Annotated in this window: 34 protein-coding genes; 31 read left to right on the top strand and 3 right to left on the bottom strand. The window is 38.2% G+C overall.

Going from position 1 to position 15660, the window contains the following annotated elements; genetic code table 11:
- Positions 1–55: 55 nt before the first annotated feature.
- The 19 genes from NR125_RS28500 to NR125_RS28410 all read left to right on the top strand — a co-directional run bounded on the left by NR125_RS28500 (position 56) and on the right by NR125_RS28410 (position 7804).
- Positions 56–919 (top strand): hypothetical protein, encoded by an 864-nt coding sequence (locus NR125_RS28500; protein WP_256816720.1) that lies wholly within the window; start codon positions 56–58, stop codon positions 917–919.
- Positions 920–1092: 173 nt separating this feature from the next.
- Positions 1093–1575 (top strand): hypothetical protein, encoded by a 483-nt coding sequence (locus NR125_RS28495; RefSeq protein WP_256816718.1) that lies wholly within the window; start codon positions 1093–1095, stop codon positions 1573–1575.
- Positions 1576–1857: a hypothetical protein gene (locus tag NR125_RS28490; protein WP_072501969.1), complete on the top strand. Its 282-nt coding sequence runs from the start codon at positions 1576–1578 to the stop codon at positions 1855–1857. It begins immediately after the preceding gene.
- A 94-nt stretch (positions 1858–1951) separates the two neighbouring features.
- Positions 1952–2092, top strand: coding sequence for a hypothetical protein (locus NR125_RS28485; protein WP_256816716.1), 141 nt, complete (start codon positions 1952–1954; stop codon positions 2090–2092).
- A complete protein-coding gene (locus NR125_RS28480; RefSeq protein ID WP_256816715.1) occupies positions 2092–2472 on the top strand; it encodes a hypothetical protein in 381 nt (126 codons plus the stop codon). The genes NR125_RS28485 and NR125_RS28480 overlap by 1 nt, the downstream gene beginning before the upstream one ends.
- Positions 2473–2486: 14 nt before the next feature.
- The gene (locus NR125_RS28475; RefSeq protein WP_256816713.1) at positions 2487–2648 is read left to right on the top strand and encodes a hypothetical protein; all 162 of its coding nucleotides are present in this window, start codon (positions 2487–2489) and stop codon (positions 2646–2648) included.
- A 79-nt stretch (positions 2649–2727) separates the two neighbouring features.
- The gene (locus tag NR125_RS28470) at positions 2728–3078 is read left to right on the top strand and encodes a hypothetical protein (RefSeq protein WP_256816712.1); all 351 of its coding nucleotides are present in this window, start codon (positions 2728–2730) and stop codon (positions 3076–3078) included.
- Positions 3078–3704 (top strand): DEAD/DEAH box helicase family protein, encoded by a 627-nt coding sequence (locus tag NR125_RS28465; RefSeq protein ID WP_256816711.1) that lies wholly within the window; start codon positions 3078–3080, stop codon positions 3702–3704. Before NR125_RS28470 ends, NR125_RS28465 begins: the two co-directional genes overlap by 1 nt.
- Positions 3701–4048, top strand: a complete 348-nt coding sequence (locus tag NR125_RS28460; RefSeq protein WP_256816710.1) for a hypothetical protein — start codon at positions 3701–3703, stop codon at positions 4046–4048. Before NR125_RS28465 ends, NR125_RS28460 begins: the two co-directional genes overlap by 4 nt.
- A gap of 111 nt (positions 4049–4159) precedes the next feature.
- Positions 4160–4405 carry a hypothetical protein gene (locus tag NR125_RS28455; RefSeq protein ID WP_256816709.1) on the top strand — a complete coding sequence of 82 codons (246 nt, stop codon included), beginning with the start codon at positions 4160–4162 and terminating at the stop codon, positions 4403–4405.
- 12 nt (positions 4406–4417) lie between these two features.
- Positions 4418–4798, top strand: coding sequence for a hypothetical protein (locus NR125_RS28450; protein WP_256816708.1), 381 nt, complete (start codon positions 4418–4420; stop codon positions 4796–4798).
- A complete protein-coding gene (locus tag NR125_RS28445) occupies positions 4788–5462 on the top strand; it encodes a lytic transglycosylase domain-containing protein (RefSeq protein ID WP_256816705.1) in 675 nt (224 codons plus the stop codon). Before NR125_RS28450 ends, NR125_RS28445 begins: the two co-directional genes overlap by 11 nt.
- A gap of 133 nt (positions 5463–5595) precedes the next feature.
- Positions 5596–5805 (top strand): hypothetical protein, encoded by a 210-nt coding sequence (locus NR125_RS28440; protein ID WP_256816703.1) that lies wholly within the window; start codon positions 5596–5598, stop codon positions 5803–5805.
- A gap of 49 nt (positions 5806–5854) precedes the next feature.
- Positions 5855–6031 carry a hypothetical protein gene (locus NR125_RS28435; RefSeq protein WP_256816701.1) on the top strand — a complete coding sequence of 59 codons (177 nt, stop codon included), beginning with the start codon at positions 5855–5857 and terminating at the stop codon, positions 6029–6031.
- A 40-nt stretch (positions 6032–6071) separates the two neighbouring features.
- Positions 6072–6245 (top strand): hypothetical protein, encoded by a 174-nt coding sequence (locus NR125_RS28430; protein WP_256816700.1) that lies wholly within the window; start codon positions 6072–6074, stop codon positions 6243–6245.
- A gap of 243 nt (positions 6246–6488) precedes the next feature.
- A complete protein-coding gene (locus tag NR125_RS28425) occupies positions 6489–6629 on the top strand; it encodes a hypothetical protein (RefSeq protein WP_256816698.1) in 141 nt (46 codons plus the stop codon).
- 238 nt (positions 6630–6867) lie between these two features.
- Positions 6868–7062, top strand: coding sequence for a hypothetical protein (locus NR125_RS28420; protein ID WP_251172088.1), 195 nt, complete (start codon positions 6868–6870; stop codon positions 7060–7062).
- 14 nt (positions 7063–7076) lie between these two features.
- Positions 7077–7259 carry a hypothetical protein gene (locus NR125_RS28415; protein WP_256816694.1) on the top strand — a complete coding sequence of 61 codons (183 nt, stop codon included), beginning with the start codon at positions 7077–7079 and terminating at the stop codon, positions 7257–7259.
- Positions 7259–7804, top strand: coding sequence for a recombinase family protein (locus NR125_RS28410; protein ID WP_251172086.1), 546 nt, complete (start codon positions 7259–7261; stop codon positions 7802–7804). The genes NR125_RS28415 and NR125_RS28410 overlap by 1 nt, the downstream gene beginning before the upstream one ends.
- A 34-nt stretch (positions 7805–7838) precedes the next feature.
- On the opposite strand, the gene NR125_RS28405 is transcribed toward NR125_RS28410, so the two are convergent.
- The 3 genes from NR125_RS28405 to NR125_RS28395 all read right to left on the bottom strand — a co-directional run bounded on the left by NR125_RS28405 (position 7839) and on the right by NR125_RS28395 (position 9942).
- Positions 7839–9020 (bottom strand): flagellin N-terminal helical domain-containing protein, encoded by a 1182-nt coding sequence (locus NR125_RS28405; protein ID WP_256816691.1) that lies wholly within the window; start codon positions 9018–9020, stop codon positions 7839–7841.
- 19 nt (positions 9021–9039) lie between these two features.
- Complete coding sequence (locus NR125_RS28400; RefSeq protein WP_256816690.1) at positions 9040–9228, bottom strand: carbon storage regulator; 189 nt, start codon at positions 9226–9228, stop codon at positions 9040–9042.
- Positions 9229–9408: 180 nt separating this feature from the next.
- A complete protein-coding gene (locus NR125_RS28395) occupies positions 9409–9942 on the bottom strand; it encodes a DUF3967 domain-containing protein (protein ID WP_217028297.1) in 534 nt (177 codons plus the stop codon).
- 324 nt (positions 9943–10266) lie between these two features.
- On the opposite strand from NR125_RS28395, the gene NR125_RS28390 reads away from it, so the two are divergent.
- From NR125_RS28390 to NR125_RS28335, 12 genes are all read left to right on the top strand, one after another.
- Positions 10267–10536 carry a hypothetical protein gene (locus tag NR125_RS28390; RefSeq protein ID WP_256816688.1) on the top strand — a complete coding sequence of 90 codons (270 nt, stop codon included), beginning with the start codon at positions 10267–10269 and terminating at the stop codon, positions 10534–10536.
- 240 nt (positions 10537–10776) lie between these two features.
- A complete protein-coding gene (locus tag NR125_RS28385) occupies positions 10777–11709 on the top strand; it encodes a replication initiator protein A (RefSeq protein WP_256816687.1) in 933 nt (310 codons plus the stop codon).
- A 12-nt stretch (positions 11710–11721) separates the two neighbouring features.
- The gene (locus NR125_RS28380; protein WP_256816686.1) at positions 11722–11979 is read left to right on the top strand and encodes a hypothetical protein; all 258 of its coding nucleotides are present in this window, start codon (positions 11722–11724) and stop codon (positions 11977–11979) included.
- Positions 11980–12459: 480 nt separating this feature from the next.
- Positions 12460–12636 (top strand): hypothetical protein, encoded by a 177-nt coding sequence (locus NR125_RS28375; protein ID WP_211705072.1) that lies wholly within the window; start codon positions 12460–12462, stop codon positions 12634–12636.
- Between the two features lie 4 nt (positions 12637–12640).
- Positions 12641–12787, top strand: coding sequence for a hypothetical protein (locus tag NR125_RS28370; protein WP_256816682.1), 147 nt, complete (start codon positions 12641–12643; stop codon positions 12785–12787).
- Positions 12788–12928, top strand: coding sequence for a hypothetical protein (locus NR125_RS28365; protein WP_170853833.1), 141 nt, complete (start codon positions 12788–12790; stop codon positions 12926–12928).
- 18 nt (positions 12929–12946) lie between these two features.
- Entirely contained in the window at positions 12947–13105 is a 159-nt protein-coding gene (locus NR125_RS28360) for a PTS ascorbate transporter subunit IIC (RefSeq protein ID WP_072501964.1), read from the top strand.
- A 5-nt stretch (positions 13106–13110) separates the two neighbouring features.
- A complete protein-coding gene (locus NR125_RS28355) occupies positions 13111–13311 on the top strand; it encodes a hypothetical protein (protein ID WP_256816678.1) in 201 nt (66 codons plus the stop codon).
- A gap of 67 nt (positions 13312–13378) precedes the next feature.
- Positions 13379–13570 (top strand): hypothetical protein, encoded by a 192-nt coding sequence (locus tag NR125_RS28350; RefSeq protein WP_256816676.1) that lies wholly within the window; start codon positions 13379–13381, stop codon positions 13568–13570.
- Positions 13571–13610: 40 nt separating this feature from the next.
- Positions 13611–13802: a hypothetical protein gene (locus tag NR125_RS28345; RefSeq protein ID WP_256816675.1), complete on the top strand. Its 192-nt coding sequence runs from the start codon at positions 13611–13613 to the stop codon at positions 13800–13802.
- 70 nt (positions 13803–13872) lie between these two features.
- Entirely contained in the window at positions 13873–15009 is a 1137-nt protein-coding gene (locus NR125_RS28340; protein ID WP_256816674.1) for a hypothetical protein, read from the top strand.
- A 21-nt stretch (positions 15010–15030) separates the two neighbouring features.
- A partial coding sequence (locus tag NR125_RS28335) for a hypothetical protein (protein WP_256816673.1) occupies positions 15031–15660 on the top strand: 630 nt, incomplete at its 3' end.

Here is a 15660-nt window from a genome sequence, read left to right as displayed (position 1 = left end):
CCAATATAAAGATTCAAATTTGAAGCCAGGTGACTATGTTTATAAAGTCACTGCTATGTATTCAGATGGAAAAGAAACGCTAGGGGCAACCAAAAGTATAACAATAGAAGCGCCTCCAGAACCTGCCGGGGAAGTTGCTAATTTAGAGATTAGACCTAGTTATAAGAGTGCTAATTTGTCCTGGACACTCCCTAAAACAGAAGCTTTGCAGCATGTAAACATTTATCGTGAAACACTAACCCAAGAAACAAGCTTTATGGACAAGCTCATAAATGGAAAAACGGTATATGCAGCAAGTGAAAAAATCTTTGAAACGAACGGAACCTATTTTAATGATTATACAGTAGAGCCTGAAACAGAATATGAATACAAGGTTACAACAACATCGGTCGATGGAATAGAAAGTGAAGGGGTAACAGCTAGAACAAAAACGCCTGGAAAACCCCTAATTGCCTTTGAAGAATTAAGTGTTCCTTTCTCCGTAAAAGACTTACTGCTTTCTGGTAACGGCTTGCTGTGGATTCTTGGACCTTTCATATTACTTGCTCTGGCGTTCTTACTTGTTCCAAAACTAAGAAACTTAATTATTGGATCCTTCCGAAAGGGTTCGAAAGGTAGTTCCGAAGCCGCCGAGAGAAGAACGAAAGCAGAAGCCATTCAGAGGATGGAGAGACAGGAAGCAAATGAAATTAGAACGGCAAGGGAACCAAAAAGCGAACGGGTAGAAGTAGCAGCAAAGCTGATTAGAGAACCTAAGGAGATAAAACAGCCAAGAATAAGAGAGCCCAAAGAGCGCATAAGAACGGCTAAATTGAACCGAGAAAGAATAAGGGAGCCAAGAGCCCCGAGGGATTCCAGAGAGCCGAGAGCACCAAGAGAACGAACGAGAAAGCCGAGGGATAGAAGGGGGATTAGTTAAAGGTGAATGCTGAACTATTGCAGGGGATGTTAGATATAGTTTTCAAAGGGAATTTGGTTTATCTTTCCCCCTTCCTCTTTTTATTAATGGTTATCTTATTTTCTGATCGTTTAATTGAACTGATATATAGCGCAATGAGAGACAAACCAACAAGACGCAGCAGGTATTAAGATATGGGAATTATCGGAGATGCCTTTAAAAAGCTGTTTGATTTCTTATACTCATTATTTGCCGGATTGTTCGGGGTTATATGGGACGGATTAAAATGGGTCGGGAATCTATTAAAAAAGTTATTTCAAAACCTTGTAGACATACTAATTGGCTTTTTTAAAGTCGTATACGCCTTAATTGAAGGCTTGCTTTATCTCCTGTATATGATCGGGGTTTTAGCTGTCAAGTTGTTCCTGGTGATCTTTGAAGCAGCAAAAGTTTTATGGTCATTAATAGAGGGATTTGTCCGAACGCTTGCCAGCTTAAAATACTCCCCGAGATCAGGGGGAGGGCATGGCTACTCTGAGATCATGGGGAAGCTGTTTAGTAATTTAAAAGTTTTGCAGATTGATTCAATCGCCTATATTTTGCTTTTTATGCTTTGGTTCATAACAGCTATAGCAGCCATTAAGCTAATTTCTTCAATCAGGGTTGGGGGTGATTAATTGGACGTTTTTGGAGTTATCAAGGGGTTTATAGATAAGATTTTCAAACCGCCAATAACCTTTCTTGACCTGGCTATTGAGAAATTACAAGATGCGCAGCTGGTGACAGCCCAGGGACTAAATATAGGACAATATTTCGCAGTATTTGGAGATTTGCCGACTGCCTGGCAGTTGGTTATCTCCTCCATTTTACTTTCAACTGTGCTGTTAGGTTCACTGTTAATTTTTAGATCGGTTATGAGAATGTACTATTCAGTAAAAGAGGGCGTGAAGTGGTGGTGATTTCAGTTGTGATTGGATTAGTTGTTGCGGCTGCATTGATCTTTGTAACGGATTACGAAAGCGAAAAGAGTTTAAGAGAGTGGAGGAAACATTAATGGCTGAAGCTATGATCTATATGTTTTTTGTTGGTTTTGGAGTAACTGCCGGAGCCGGATGCGCTGCATTAATTGGGTTTAAGATTTGGCAGCGTATGAATAATAGGACACCGAAGAAAAGGAAGGGAGCTGCATTCTAATGTTTTTCAAAAGAAAAGAAGAGGACGAATTTCATTTTGAAACCACAGATATTTTAATCGTTTTCGATAATGACAATAAAACATCAGATATTAAAACAATCACTGACTTTACCGAGGATTCAGTAATAGTAGCAGGGCATTACAAAGTTCCCATTTTAGATTGTGAGATCACAACAGGAAAGGAAGGGCGCAATTTTTTCTATAGAGCGCCTTCCAGATCAATAGAAGAAACAGGCAGACTTGCCCAGCTGGAAATGAATATGGTTTTAGAGCAGATCACTGCATACAAGCCACCTGCCCTTCCGTCATCTATAGATTGGATGAAAGGTCTTTTGATCGGATTACTATTCGTTGCAATGATTGTAATAGCAGTCTCATAAAAGGAGTGGGGAAAATGGATTTGAAATTATGCTGCATGATTTATGAACTTAAAGGGATGGTTGATACCATGTCCGAGCTGGCGGAAAGTGATGGAAATTACGAAAATCCGGTCATTGACCGGATGGCAAAGAAAATGAATGAAATAACGAATTTGATAGAAGAAAAGAGTGCTTGAGAATCGCTTTACAGCGCAATTAACTTTCTCAAGCAAGACAATTACCCACTAAATGCAAAATTAAGGAGCTGAATTATCAATGCAACCAGCACCAGCTGAAAATGCCCAAAAGCTTCAAAGTGTTATATCTGATGATCTGTTTCCCCAGGTTCAGCATATATCCGATGTTAAACAAGTAATTGAAGAAATGACAGGGCTCTCCCAAAACCTAAGAGAGCCTCAAATTAAAGCCTTGCTGCTTCTTAAAAGGATGGGAGAGAACAAATACCTTCATCCGGATGGAAACCCGTACAAAGGCATTTATGATTACATAACGGGCAAAGGGAAAACTCATGTTGCTAACCCTGATTATTACTTAGATACCATTGAGGCACTAATTCCAAAACCCCCTAAGCCGGTGATCCTGGCTGAGAAAGGAATGAAGAAGTAATGGCACACCATTTCTTTGTACAAGGCCCATTAGGAGCCGGGAAAACTTTTTTAATGTCTTTACTAGCTCACCATTGGAAAGAGAAAACGGAACAAAGAGGAGGGCATGTACAGCTATTCTCAAACTATGGTCTGGCAGATTCCTTCCCGATGACACATTATACAGATTGGTATAAGGTAGCCGAAGCCCAGGGCAGTATCATTTGTTGGGATGAAGCTCAAATGGCATTCAGTAACCGTAAATGGAGCAGATACGGTCAAACTATGGCTACAGAGGTTTTAATGTTTACCAGGAAGATGCAAAGCGTCCAGATATATTGCAGCCCTTCTATTAGGAATGTCGATTCTAGGATAAGAGATATTGTTGAGGTATTAATAAATGTCCGTAAGATTGGGGACAAGGGATTTTCTCTTCACTTTACAGATTACCAAACGGGATTCCCGATGAACCAAGCTTCCCAATTCATACCGATGAGCAAGGCTAAAAAGATATTTAAGCTAAACCTTTATGATTCTTTTAATATGGTGCAGGGCTTCCCATTGCCAGCCACAGAACAGCAGGGGAATGAGTTCTTTGCAAAGTTAGAGGAAATACACGACAAAGCCAGGGGGAAAATCGCTGTATGAACTTAGAACAGATTTCATTAATTCCAAAAGGCTACAAAAACAAAGACCCACGCAGCCTTTTATACTTATATCCCAATTCAGTAAATATTGTTGCTTATGCTAAAAAGATGCAGCAGTTTTCCTTCTATCAATCCCTGGAGATTGCAGAGGATTTAGCTAAGCGCCAGGGCTTTATCCTCCTGCCATGGGAATGTATTCATTGGCAGCGAGCAAAGGCTTTCGGGGTAGATCGGAAAGTAAAGATCGGCAGGAAGTCTTTCTTCTTAATGAAAGTGAATGAATTGACTAAAAATGAAAGATTAAAACTTGAAAACTATTTAAACGAGATTAACCAGGCAGTATAATCCGAACAATTTGAACCAGGTAACAGCAGCAGAGAACTTTTAAATCCGAACATTTATTTACCCTGGTTTGGATCCTATCGGGATAAAACACGAAAGATAAGGAGTATATATATGGACCCGACCACATTTGCAGCTAAGCTTCACGATGATAACAAAAGGATAGAGTACTATTCTAATCAACTTCTGGAGCTTATCAAAAAAGAATTTAGAACCAGGGCAATAGATAAGTACGATTATGAACGGTTTATCAATATTCTTACATGTTTGAAGCTACAGACAGAGGAAAGCCGAAAAGATGTAGAGGATTTTATCAGAAGAACAAAACTACATAAAGTTTCCCTTGATTTAAGGGCATAGGAGGGCTACAGGATGATTCTAAACATTAGTAAAGTTGAAATGGCTATATTAGTTGTTCATATGTCAGCGATTCGTCAGAACATGAGGAAGGTCTTAAAAAGCAATTACGGCAAGAAAGAAGGCAAAGAGTTACTTGCTAGTTATGACGAAGTAAAATCAGCCTTTCAGCAAGCTATAGAAGGGCTAGAAGAAGATCGGCAAGCAGTTGACCTTCATTTCAATATTAAAGAAGTGAATATGCTGCATTCTTTCGTTACCTGGTATGCAGCTGAATTGGAATTGACTTTTGAAGCATCCGGAAAGAAAGTCGGAGAAGAAGACCAGGTGCAAATTGATACTTTTAACGAGATTAAAAGGCGAATTGATAAGGTGCTAGAAGATTATGCAGCATAAAGGATTATTGATTCTGCTTCTGCCATTATTTCTTTTCTTTGGTAGTCCGGTTAATGCAGATATAGGGGAATGGCAACTGGAGAAACAAAAAGTTGAAGCGCAGCGTGCAGAGATCAGAGCCAAAATGCTAACAGCTGAAGGAAATGAAAAAATAAAGCTAGGCATGGAAGATAATAAGTTGGCAGCCTATCAAAAAGCATATGAGCAAGCTATATCATATGTGCAGCCGGATCAGATGGATTCAGCTGCCTTCTATGATCTTTCTATCCCTGCTGCCATTCTTCCAGGCCAAGTAGTTCCAGAAGAATATAAAAGCATATATAAAACAGCTGGTGAACGATTCGGGGTTGATTGGTATGTATTAGCTGCCATTCATGATATTGAGACAGACTTCTCCAGGATCAAACTCATGGTTTCTTCTGCCGGGGCTATCGGTCATATGCAGTTTATGCCTTCAACTTTTTCAGCCTATGGAGTAGACGGGAATGGGGACGGAAGAAAAGACCCTTGGAACCTGGAGGATGCTATCCATTCAGCTGCTAATTACCTTGCAGCAAGTGGATATAAGAAGGATATAAGGAAATCCATTTGGCATTATAACCATGCCGATTGGTATGTAAATGATGTTATTGAAACAGCAGCAAGGATCAGGCTGTCATTATGATGTTTGTTATTCTATTTGTCCTTGCTGTTTTTAGTTTATGGCTACTACCAGAAAAGCTATACAAATTTTCGATAAGGTTTGGAAAGAGATTCATTAAAAAGCAAATAAAGCATGAGTTAAGGAGGTTCAAGCCATGAAAGATATGCGGATCACACCGAAAAAGAAAGCAACGTTTTATTTCGGGTTGGTTGCTGTTCTTTTGTTCCAGCACACATTTATTTTAAGAACGGACATAACAGCCTGGTTCCTCTTTAATTTCTATATTGCCGGATTGGTTGCAACTGTTTGTATTGTAAAAGGAATAAAACTATTGAAAATAAAATCTTATCAAAACTTGACATAACAACCGTTTTTGATAAGATTAAATCATCAAATAAAAAGGTGGTTTAATCATGAAAAAAACATTATTAAAAGCTTTAATATGGATGGCTGTTGGGGTCACTGGAGGAATGGCAATTCTTATTTTCACGGGTGTTACAGATTTAGCTCAGCTGAATGCTCCTTCCTTGCTGTTCGGTGGTTTTATAGGGGTTATGGGCTGTTACATAAAAGAAGTCCTCCCAGAATGACGGAGGGCTATAAAAAGAAATTAAAATGGAGGTTTTTTCAATGAGTGAAAAAAAAGCAAGTTTACTAGCAGCTATATTTTTTTATGTGATTGCATTAATTGCGGGAGTAGTATTTAGGGATTCATTGCAAAATATCAGTTTGTTTATCGGCTGTTTTATAGGTGTTGCAGTTATGCACTTTTTAAATTATAGAAAGATACCTAAGATTTCTTAAAAACGGTCGTTTTTGAAAAGAATATAGAGCAAGTCAGAAACGGGCGAAAACCCGTTTATTTTTTTATCAAAAATATTAACAAAATCAAATTATCATTATTTACAAACATACCCGTTTTCGATAAGATTAAAACAGGTTAAAGAACAGTCTATCAAAAGACTCTGCCGAATGGACTAGAAATAAGGTAGCAAGGTTTTTTAATCGGTAACAAAAGAGTAAGTAAGTAAATTAGGGGGTTGCAGCATGAAGGGTGGCAATTTTTATTTAACAGCCAAAGAAAAAGATATGCTAAAAGAATTAATCGAAGCCTACTATACTTGCATGCCTGTGTCAGATGCAGATAGGGAGATACTAAGTAAGTTGAGTATCAAATTAGAAAACTAAATAAGCATTGTGTTTCCTTAAAAACGGAGTACGTTTTAATAAAGAAAATGGAGTACGAATTATGTATATGTTAAAGAAATGTACATACTGCATGAAAGATCATCCTCCAGAAGAGTTAAAACCAATCAAGGGGGATGATTCCCCGCATTTGAATAGAAAATATTGCCCTAAATGCCTGCCGGTTGTGCAGCAGGCTCACAATAATCTGCCCTGGAATAGAAAGTTTTAGGAGGAACTCATGAAATCCTATAGGGTACAAGCTAAATTATCAAAAGAACAAAAAGCCAGGTTTGAAGAAATCCGGAGTATTTTAGAATTTGAGAAGCAGCAGGGCGTTAATTTAACACCTTCTCACGTTTATTCTAAAGAGGACAAAATAACAGATTCAGACGTTATAAGATTCTTAATCACAAACTATAAATTCATTGATTAGAAGGAGATAGCAGCATGAAAACATATTATTTAGTTTCTATCACTTTGATTGAAGGAAAAAGAAAGATTGCTGAAACTTTGTATGATTTTTATTCAACTGATGTAGAGAACCTAAAAAAAGATGTAGCATGTTATATGAGAGTTGTTTATCCTTCTCTATCCTGTGAATATGAAATTATAGAAAGTAGGGCTTGTTAATGAAGTTTGGCTATGCCAGGGTATCAACACAAGATCAGAACTTAGACATGCAGCTGGATGCCCTAAAGGACTTCGGCTGTGATCAGATTTTCCAGGAGAAGATCACAACCAGGAAAGCAGATCGTCCCCAACTAGAAGAAATGATAAAAGTTTTGCGCCCTGGTGATACCGTTGTGATATTTAAGCTTGACCGGATCAGCAGGAGTACAAAGCATCTAATAGAATTGAGTGAGCTTTTCGAGAACAAGGGCGTTCAATTCGTTTCCCTTCAAGATAGCATTGATACATCAACACCTATGGGACGTTTTTTCTTTCGAGTAATGGCAAGTATAGCCGAATTAGAACGGGATATAGTGAGCGAAAGAACGAGGGCAGGATTATCAGCAGCAAGAGCCAGGGGCAGGAAAGGCGGTCGTCCAAAGGCTGATGAAAAGAAAGTGGAGCTTGCTGTGAAAATGTATAAATCTAAAGACTACTCCATAAAAGAAATTGTGGAAGCTACAGGAGTAAGCCAGGCAACATTATATAGGAATCTGAAAGAATAAAAAGACAGCTCCCGAAAGAGCTGCCTTTTTTGTATTAACGTAACAATTGAAGAACGCCTTGCGGCTGCTGGTTAGCTTGTGCAAGCATTGCTTGAGAAGCTTGAGCCAGGATAGAGTTCTTTGTTTGTTCCATCATTTCACGAGCCATGTCAACGTCTCTGATACGAGATTCAGAAGCTGTTAGGTTCTCGGAAGAAGTGTTTAGGTTGTTAATAGTGTGCTCTAAACGGTTCTGGTAAGCCCCAAGTTTAGAACGCTCTGCTGAAACAGTTTCAATTGCGTTATTGATCGTTGTGATAGCAGCATCTGCACCTGCTTGAGTAGAAATGTTTACATTGTTAATTGCAAGAGCTTCAGAAGACATGTCAGAAATAGCAAGCTTGACGCTCTGTCCTGCATTAGCGCCAATATGGAACGTCAAAGAATTATCAGCAACTGTCAAAGTATCGTCACCTGAAGTTGTTCCAGCACCGTTACCTAATGATGATGAAAGAGTAGATGCATCTTTTACACTAACAGAAAAAGTTGAGCCATTTACTGTTACTTCTTTAGAAGTCGTTCCAGCATCTAAATCTGCTTTAGTGAAAGATACTGTTTGAGTGTTTCCGCCACCTAAATCTATTTCATAAGAAATGTTGTCGAAAGCACCATCATCAAGACCAGCTCCAGATTCAGCTGCATGAGTTATAGTTTGGTTGATTGTGAAAGTATCACCATTAGCCAATGATCCTGCATTAACAATTTTCACGCTTGAAGCATTTGCAGTGTTTGTTAGTGCGCCTGTTGCAGTAATTCCAAGATCACCGTTCATTAATGTTTTTGTGTTGAATTCTGTGTTGTCAGCAATACGTGTTACTTCTGTTTGAAGCTGAGTGATTTCTTTTTGAAACTCTTGACGATCTGCATCTGTGTTCGTGTCATTTGAAGACTGAACAGCAAGTTCACGCATACGCTGCAGAATGTCGTGAGTTTCATTTAATGCGCCTTCTGCTGTTTGGATCATGGAAATGCCGTCCTGGGCGTTCTTAGAAGCCATATCAAGCCCACGGATTTGTCCACGCATTTTTTCAGAGATTGCTAGTCCTGCTGCGTCATCTCCTGCACGATTGATCCGAAGACCAGAAGACAATTTTTCCATTGATTTAGACTGTGCGCCTGTTGCGCTGTTTAGCTGGCGGTACGTGTTAAGTGCCGCAATGTTGTGGTTAATTCTCATTTTTTGTTACCTCCATGTTTTAATTTTTTATGGACACGTCCTTGTGCTCATAAAGTTCGCTCCGTAGGATTTGAAAATCCTTTGGAGCATCTATGTTAAGCCGAAGCATATCGTCTTCAGTCTTAACAACACCTATAACTATTTTTTCATTGTTGGGACCAATCAAAATTACTTCCTGACCTGGTTTCCTACCTAAAACTAATCCCATTTTCTAATCCTCCCTGATGCTTATTGCCAGTCCTTTGTCATATGTAATATCGCCATTAAATCTATATTTTTAAGGGGTTTTGAAATAAAAAAAAGGACAGATTTTAAGTATCTGTCCTTTTGATTTTGAAATGAACGACTTGAAAATTAAAGAATGGGGGTCGTTCTCTCGTTCGTTTACCTATTCTATTCCGAAGATTCTTTTAAACCAAGGTGTCTTTTTTTTTTCTAATGCTGCCGCCTTTTCCTCCTGGCTCTCTCTAATAGTTTCAAGGAGTAGACGATCTCTTTTTTCTAATGATTCCTTGATAAATTTTTCTTGTTGATCTAACTTCTGCAACAAAGCTTTGTTGAATTCCTCCTGTTTTTTATTCTGTTCCAGGAGTTCTTTCACCATATTTTCTAGATTTTCATAAGAACGGGTATTTTCCATAGGAACGGGGGTCGTTCTCTCGTTCACTCCCTCCTTTGAAAATTTTTCCACAACTGCTTTTGCTGCTTGTTCTCTTGTGAACTTTTTCACCTTGTACAGTTGTTTGAAATGGTTTAAAGCTACTAAATCATCATCAGTAAACGCCCTGGAGTCCATCGCCCCTTTGATAAATCTATACCCGTTCTTTTCTAATTCTATACACCACTTTCGCAGGGTACTTTCGCCAATCTCTAAATACTTGGCGGCTTCATGTGTCCAATAAGCTTTTTCTATCTCTTCCAAGTCATAACACCACCAATAAAACCCGTTCTAAACCTGTTCATTTTATATTGACACAAAATTAACTAATCCTTAAACTAAAAATAAGTAAATTCGACAATATTTGGGTTTCCGTCCGCATGTATTGTCATTTACTCCAGGGGCGTATTTCAAATTTATCATAGTTTGATTTTTTTGAATATCACGCCCCCTAGTTATACTTGTTTATTAGGCATTTAGTTGCATTATATTTTAACTATTTTAAGGGATTGTTGAGACAGCTGTCTCATGTTACCATAAAAAACACAGAACTTATGTTCTTTTAAAATCAAAAAAGAGGTGTTGTTTTTGTTTATTTCTCACTCCACAGCAAAAGGGAAACAGTACATTTATCTTTATGAATATTGCAGTAGTGAAACAACGAATAAACAAAGTCTCTATGGATTTGGTAGAAAAGAGGAAGCTATTAAAAAAATGCGCAGGTGGAGAAGGAATTTTGATCTTTTTCCGCAGCAATTATTAGAGTTTGGCTGCACAAAAGAAGATTTAATCGACTGGATCAGGACAATGGAGACAGGAGTTACGAAAACGGGGAAAAAGTTTAAGGCTATCGTTTAATCACATCACAGGTTAAAACATAAATGGGGCAAAATCTTCTATTTTTATTGAAAGTTGTATGGACAAAGTGTACAATAAAAATAGAAAAAGGTTCCAGCCTCGCAAACTGAACCTTTTTCCAAATTACTTATTGCATATAGGTTTTTTAAAAGTGAAACATAATTTAATTATATTCATTTTTCCTCCTATATGCAAGGAACGGATTTTGCCTTTTTCTGTCCAATACTAGGAGGTTTTGGTATGTCAAACTATTATTCAAAGCATGATAAGTACAGAGAAAAATTTTATAGGGTTCCTAAGGTGTTTTTCACTAATCCCACATACATAACATTGAGTGATTCTGCTAAACTTGCATATTCACTATTGTTAGATCGGCAGGAGCTATCCATAAAAAATGAATGGTACGATTCAAAGGGACACATTTACTTTATCTATACGATCGAAGAATTAGCCAAGATTCTTATGAATTCTAGACAAAAAACATCGAATATTAAAAAAGAGCTTATTAAGGCGAAGCTTCTCGAAGTTAAGAAGAGAGGTCAAGGTCTTCCAGATATGCTTTATCTGTTAAGGCCAGAAGTAACAGATCAGGATATTTACTTAATTGATGAAGCTGAAACCCTTGGGGCAGTTGAGAAGTCTAAAAATGAGATGTCTAGAAATACGGAAATTAGACCTCTAGACATCTCAGAATTAGAACGTAATGATACTGATATAAATAAAACTGATAATATCAAGACTGAAAAAAACCTTAATCATAACCCAGAAAAAGATATAAACAGCTTAAAATTGCCAATGGAAGTAAAAAGGATCATATATCAAAAAAACCTTTTTGGTTATGGTTACGGTATTCCTAATAATGATTCATTGGATCCTTTAGAAATTGAAAAATTCTACAATACTTCTGTTTATATCAAAAACGATGTAGATAAATTTAATCCAGAGTTTATTAATGACTTTGAGTTCTATAACATTGTCCGAAGCATAATTGAAAAGGGACCGAAGAAAATTGAAAGAACTTATGGCATTCTGCATTCTTATGTATTAAGTGCTTTAAACTATAAAAAAGATAATGCTGATTACATAGAAATCGTGAATAGTAGCGATTCTACAGATGAAGATTTATTTCAAGCTATGTATGATATGATGCCTAAAATTTACAAACAAGCCTAAAGGGTGATTTAAATGAGCAAAACGGGCTTTCTCGTTAAAGTTTCTTCTAAGGGTAGGGAATACTTCTATTTGAGGAAATCAGAGCGTCTGAAGGAAAATAAGGCTGTTAAACGTGATAGGAATATTTATTCTTTTGGTACACGTTCAAAAGCAATAGAAAATCTACAAGATTGGCAGCGTGATATTGAAAAAATGCCAAATGATTTAAAAATATTGGGGTATGATCGGGAAGATGTTTTATCCTGGATCGAACAAATAGAGAATAAATAAAAAAGCATGCAGCTGCGAGCGCCTGGCTGCGTGCAATTTTTTTAGAAAAAACGTGCGGTTTTTAAATATAAATATATATTAAATTTTGCACGCCTTTTTGAATTTTCTTGGCAGAGAACGCAAGGTATTTTAATGGATTTTTGGAGTTGAACGACTTCAATTTTCGGAGATTTTTAAAATATTTGAGGATGAAAAATTTAATTTAATTTTTAAAAGTTTTGCCATATACAACCAGAAAAGGAAGTTGTATATTAGGTTATAGAAAAGCAAATAAAAAACGTTGCAGTCCTTTTAAGTGTTACCAGCACTTAAAAGAGATCACTAGGTAGGATAAGTACCGAGCGACCGATTTCTCACTACAACGCACCCTTATTATATCTTTTTAGGGATGCGTGTGTAAATAGAAAAGGGATAGGTATGTCTTTCACTAGTGGAAAGATTTACCTATCCCTTTTTTGCTTTTCTGGAAGAGGTGAAGAAATGGAAACAGAGCCACAGGTTGTTGTTCCTGTAGAAATACGAGAAATGACAAGGGTTGAAACTGAAAAAGGCAATATTCATGTTATCCATGAAATCACGCTCGGTGATCTGCTTGTCTCTATGTCATTAGTTGCCCTTTTGATCTTCCAGGTCTTAAGCCGGGTTATAAGGAGGTAGCTGCATGTATGAAATAGTTAGCCAGACACCGAAGGAGATTATCTTCACCTACATTATGTTTTTGGCAGCCTGTTTTGTAACCTTCCCCATTGTAAGTTTGATTACAACAGCAGCAAACAAACTAAACGGCAGCAGTAAAGGGGCTGAATAAATGGAGATAGGCGGGCTTATGGCATATGCCTTCAAAGTTTTTTTAGGTAACCCAGATATTATGGCTGCTTTAATAACATGGGGCATCATTGTAACCCTGGCATTAACGGTCATAGAGAGTTTTAAAGAAACAAAACTATGAAAGGGGTTAGGGTGAACAGTGAATTTATCAGGGGTTTGGGATTGGACGTTTTTTTGGAACACGTTTGGATTCATCCTTAAAACTGTAGCTTCCTTCCTGATGATCGTAGTTGCAATTATTGCGGTCGGAATGTTGCTGCAAGTCGTAATCAAAGCAGTTAGAAATAGTAGGGAGTAATTTCTATGCAATTTAATTTTTTCAATTCTACTAATTTAGCGTTGCTTTGGGATTATGTAGGAATACTACTCACCGGCGTATCTCCAGGGATAATGATAAGCTTCGCAATCGCTTGTGTTGGATTTTTGCTAGCAATCATAATCAAGGCCTGGAAGCAGTCAGCCAAAGAAGAAGAAGAAAAAGACTTTGAATACAAAGAATACTAACACCGTTAATAACTGGATTAACCCAGTATTATAAAAAAAACTAATTTTCCAAGGAGGAAAACACATTATGCCAACTTTAGGAGCTGCACTTGATTTTACTGGACTTACTTTACCATTCACTGTAAATGATTTGGTTGGGAGTGGTAACGCTCTACTAGGATTTATCGGAGCTTTCGTATTGTTAAGCCTAGCATTTGTAATTGTTCCAAAACTAATTGGGCTTATTCGCAATTCAATTTCAGCTGCAAGAGGTCGTTAATTAACCTCTAGAAAATAATACGAAATAGGAGGTTTAATCCATGACAACACCTTCAAATGCACTGGATTTTTCAGGACTGACTTTACCATTCTCAGTAACAGATTTAGTTGGGAGTGGTAACGCTCTACTAGGATTTATTGGAGCTTTCGTATTGTTAAGCCTAGCGTTTGTTATTGTTCCGAAATTAATTGGACTTATTCGCAATTCAATTTCAGCTGCAAGAGGTCGATAAGTCAGCCGAAAAGGGGAAGATAGGAGGGCTATCTTTCCCTTTTTAATACCTGGAAACGTGGGGTGTTTTATTGAATAGGAAACTGCAAATGTTTTTCCTAACATTCGTTTTTTTATTAGGTGGGGTTTCTGCTGCTCATGCAGGATATGCGACAGCGAGTTTTGATTCAACGGGAAATAGGATGCTTGTTACCTATAATCCAAGTGGACTAAGCGAAATGGCTATAACCTATTATACTGCCGAAGGTTGGTATATCGGCGCCCAGCTATTACAGGGTTCAGGATTAGTTGACGGTGACTATTATCTCTATTGCAATGGAACAGCCGATTTCAAGTTTACCGGATCGAGTGGAGTCATTACAGATTCTGTGGTCACATCGGAAATAGACCCAAGCAGACCGCCAGCAGGGTATTCTTCTCCGCCAGATTGTTCACCCAAAAAAGATATGCCAGCAAGACCAGGATCATATGCGGAACAACAGCAGCAGTCAGGAGAATCAGGTGGTTGCATCGGGTGCGACTTGTTTAATTGTCCAGGGTGGAGTCAATACATGGGAAAGCTAGAGGAAATTAAAAGTGCAATCCCCCCTGCTCCCAATTGGCAAGAGGTAGCAAATACATTTAGAGACACTATAGCCCCTCGGATTAAATCAGATATGGAAGACCTATTCGGATATGCTCCGATTCCCCCGAATGCGCCAAACCCTCCAGGAGCGCCAGCGCTTCCGGAAGACTTAGATAACAGGGGAATACAAGCGCCAACAGGACAAGAAGCTCCAGGATTAGAGGATTCAGTATTTTCTCCTGATGATATTAAGAACGGTGCGCCCAAGATACCGGAACGGGAAGATCCAACAGGGGGATTCGATATTATTGATCCGATTGGCAGTTTACCTTCTCAGGATGAGTTTATAGAAAATGCTCCGGTTGAAGGTGAAGCGCCACTTCCAGCAGACCCTAATGATCCGGATAATTTCGCGCCAAACCCTCCAGAAGGAGATAATGTAGCCCCTTCACCAAATGAAGGAGATAATTACACCCCTCCGAACCCTTCGGAACCGGAAAATATGGCGCCAACACCCGGAGACACAACGGGATCAGCCCCATTACCGAGCGAGAGTGGAACGGCTCCTATTCCTGGAGATACAAACGGCTCAGCGCCCATTCCTAGTGAAAGTGGGACAGCGCCACTTCCAGGCCAGCCTTAAGGAAAGGAGATAATTAAGAAATTGAAACAAAAAATAATATTCCTTCTTGCTTTGTTCCTTCTGCTTGCTCCCGTTAGTTCTAGTTTGGCAGCGTTTAAAGAACAAAGTCTAGCTACAGACGGAAACCTTTCAACCTATGAAAGAATGGGAGACGGGCAAGTATTGATATTTACGTTAGACGAAAAAGAACCCGTTGCATTATCTCAATTCCGAATCACATTTTATAGGCTTTCTAATCCGAGTGGGGCACGAGTTGAATTTTTAGACGGAAACGGAAATACGCTTTATGCATATAACTTTAATGTTCCTAGTGGTTCTCGAAATACTCAAGGATATACCAGCAATATAACAAATAAGGCGAGAGTATCAAGTATTAAAGTGACTTCAACAGCAACAGTTACTGAACTTGCAGAGGTTGCTTATACTGTAGCCCCGCCAGAAGCGATTATATATGATGATGTATCCAATTTCCAAATTACTAAAAATAATATGGATGTTTCCTTATCATGGATAATCCCGACAAACAATCCGAATTTCACAGGGTCTAAGATATATAGAGACAATGTTCTAATTGAAACAGTTGATAAAACTATATCCCAATATAAAGATTCAAATTTGAAGCCAGGTGACTATGTTTATAAAGTCACTGCT

The organism is Cytobacillus sp. Bac17 (assembly GCF_024519925.1).
GTDB lineage: Bacteria > Bacillota > Bacilli > Bacillales > Cytobacillaceae > Cytobacillus > Cytobacillus pseudoceanisediminis.
This window is presented reverse-complemented; position numbering and strand designations above follow the sequence as displayed.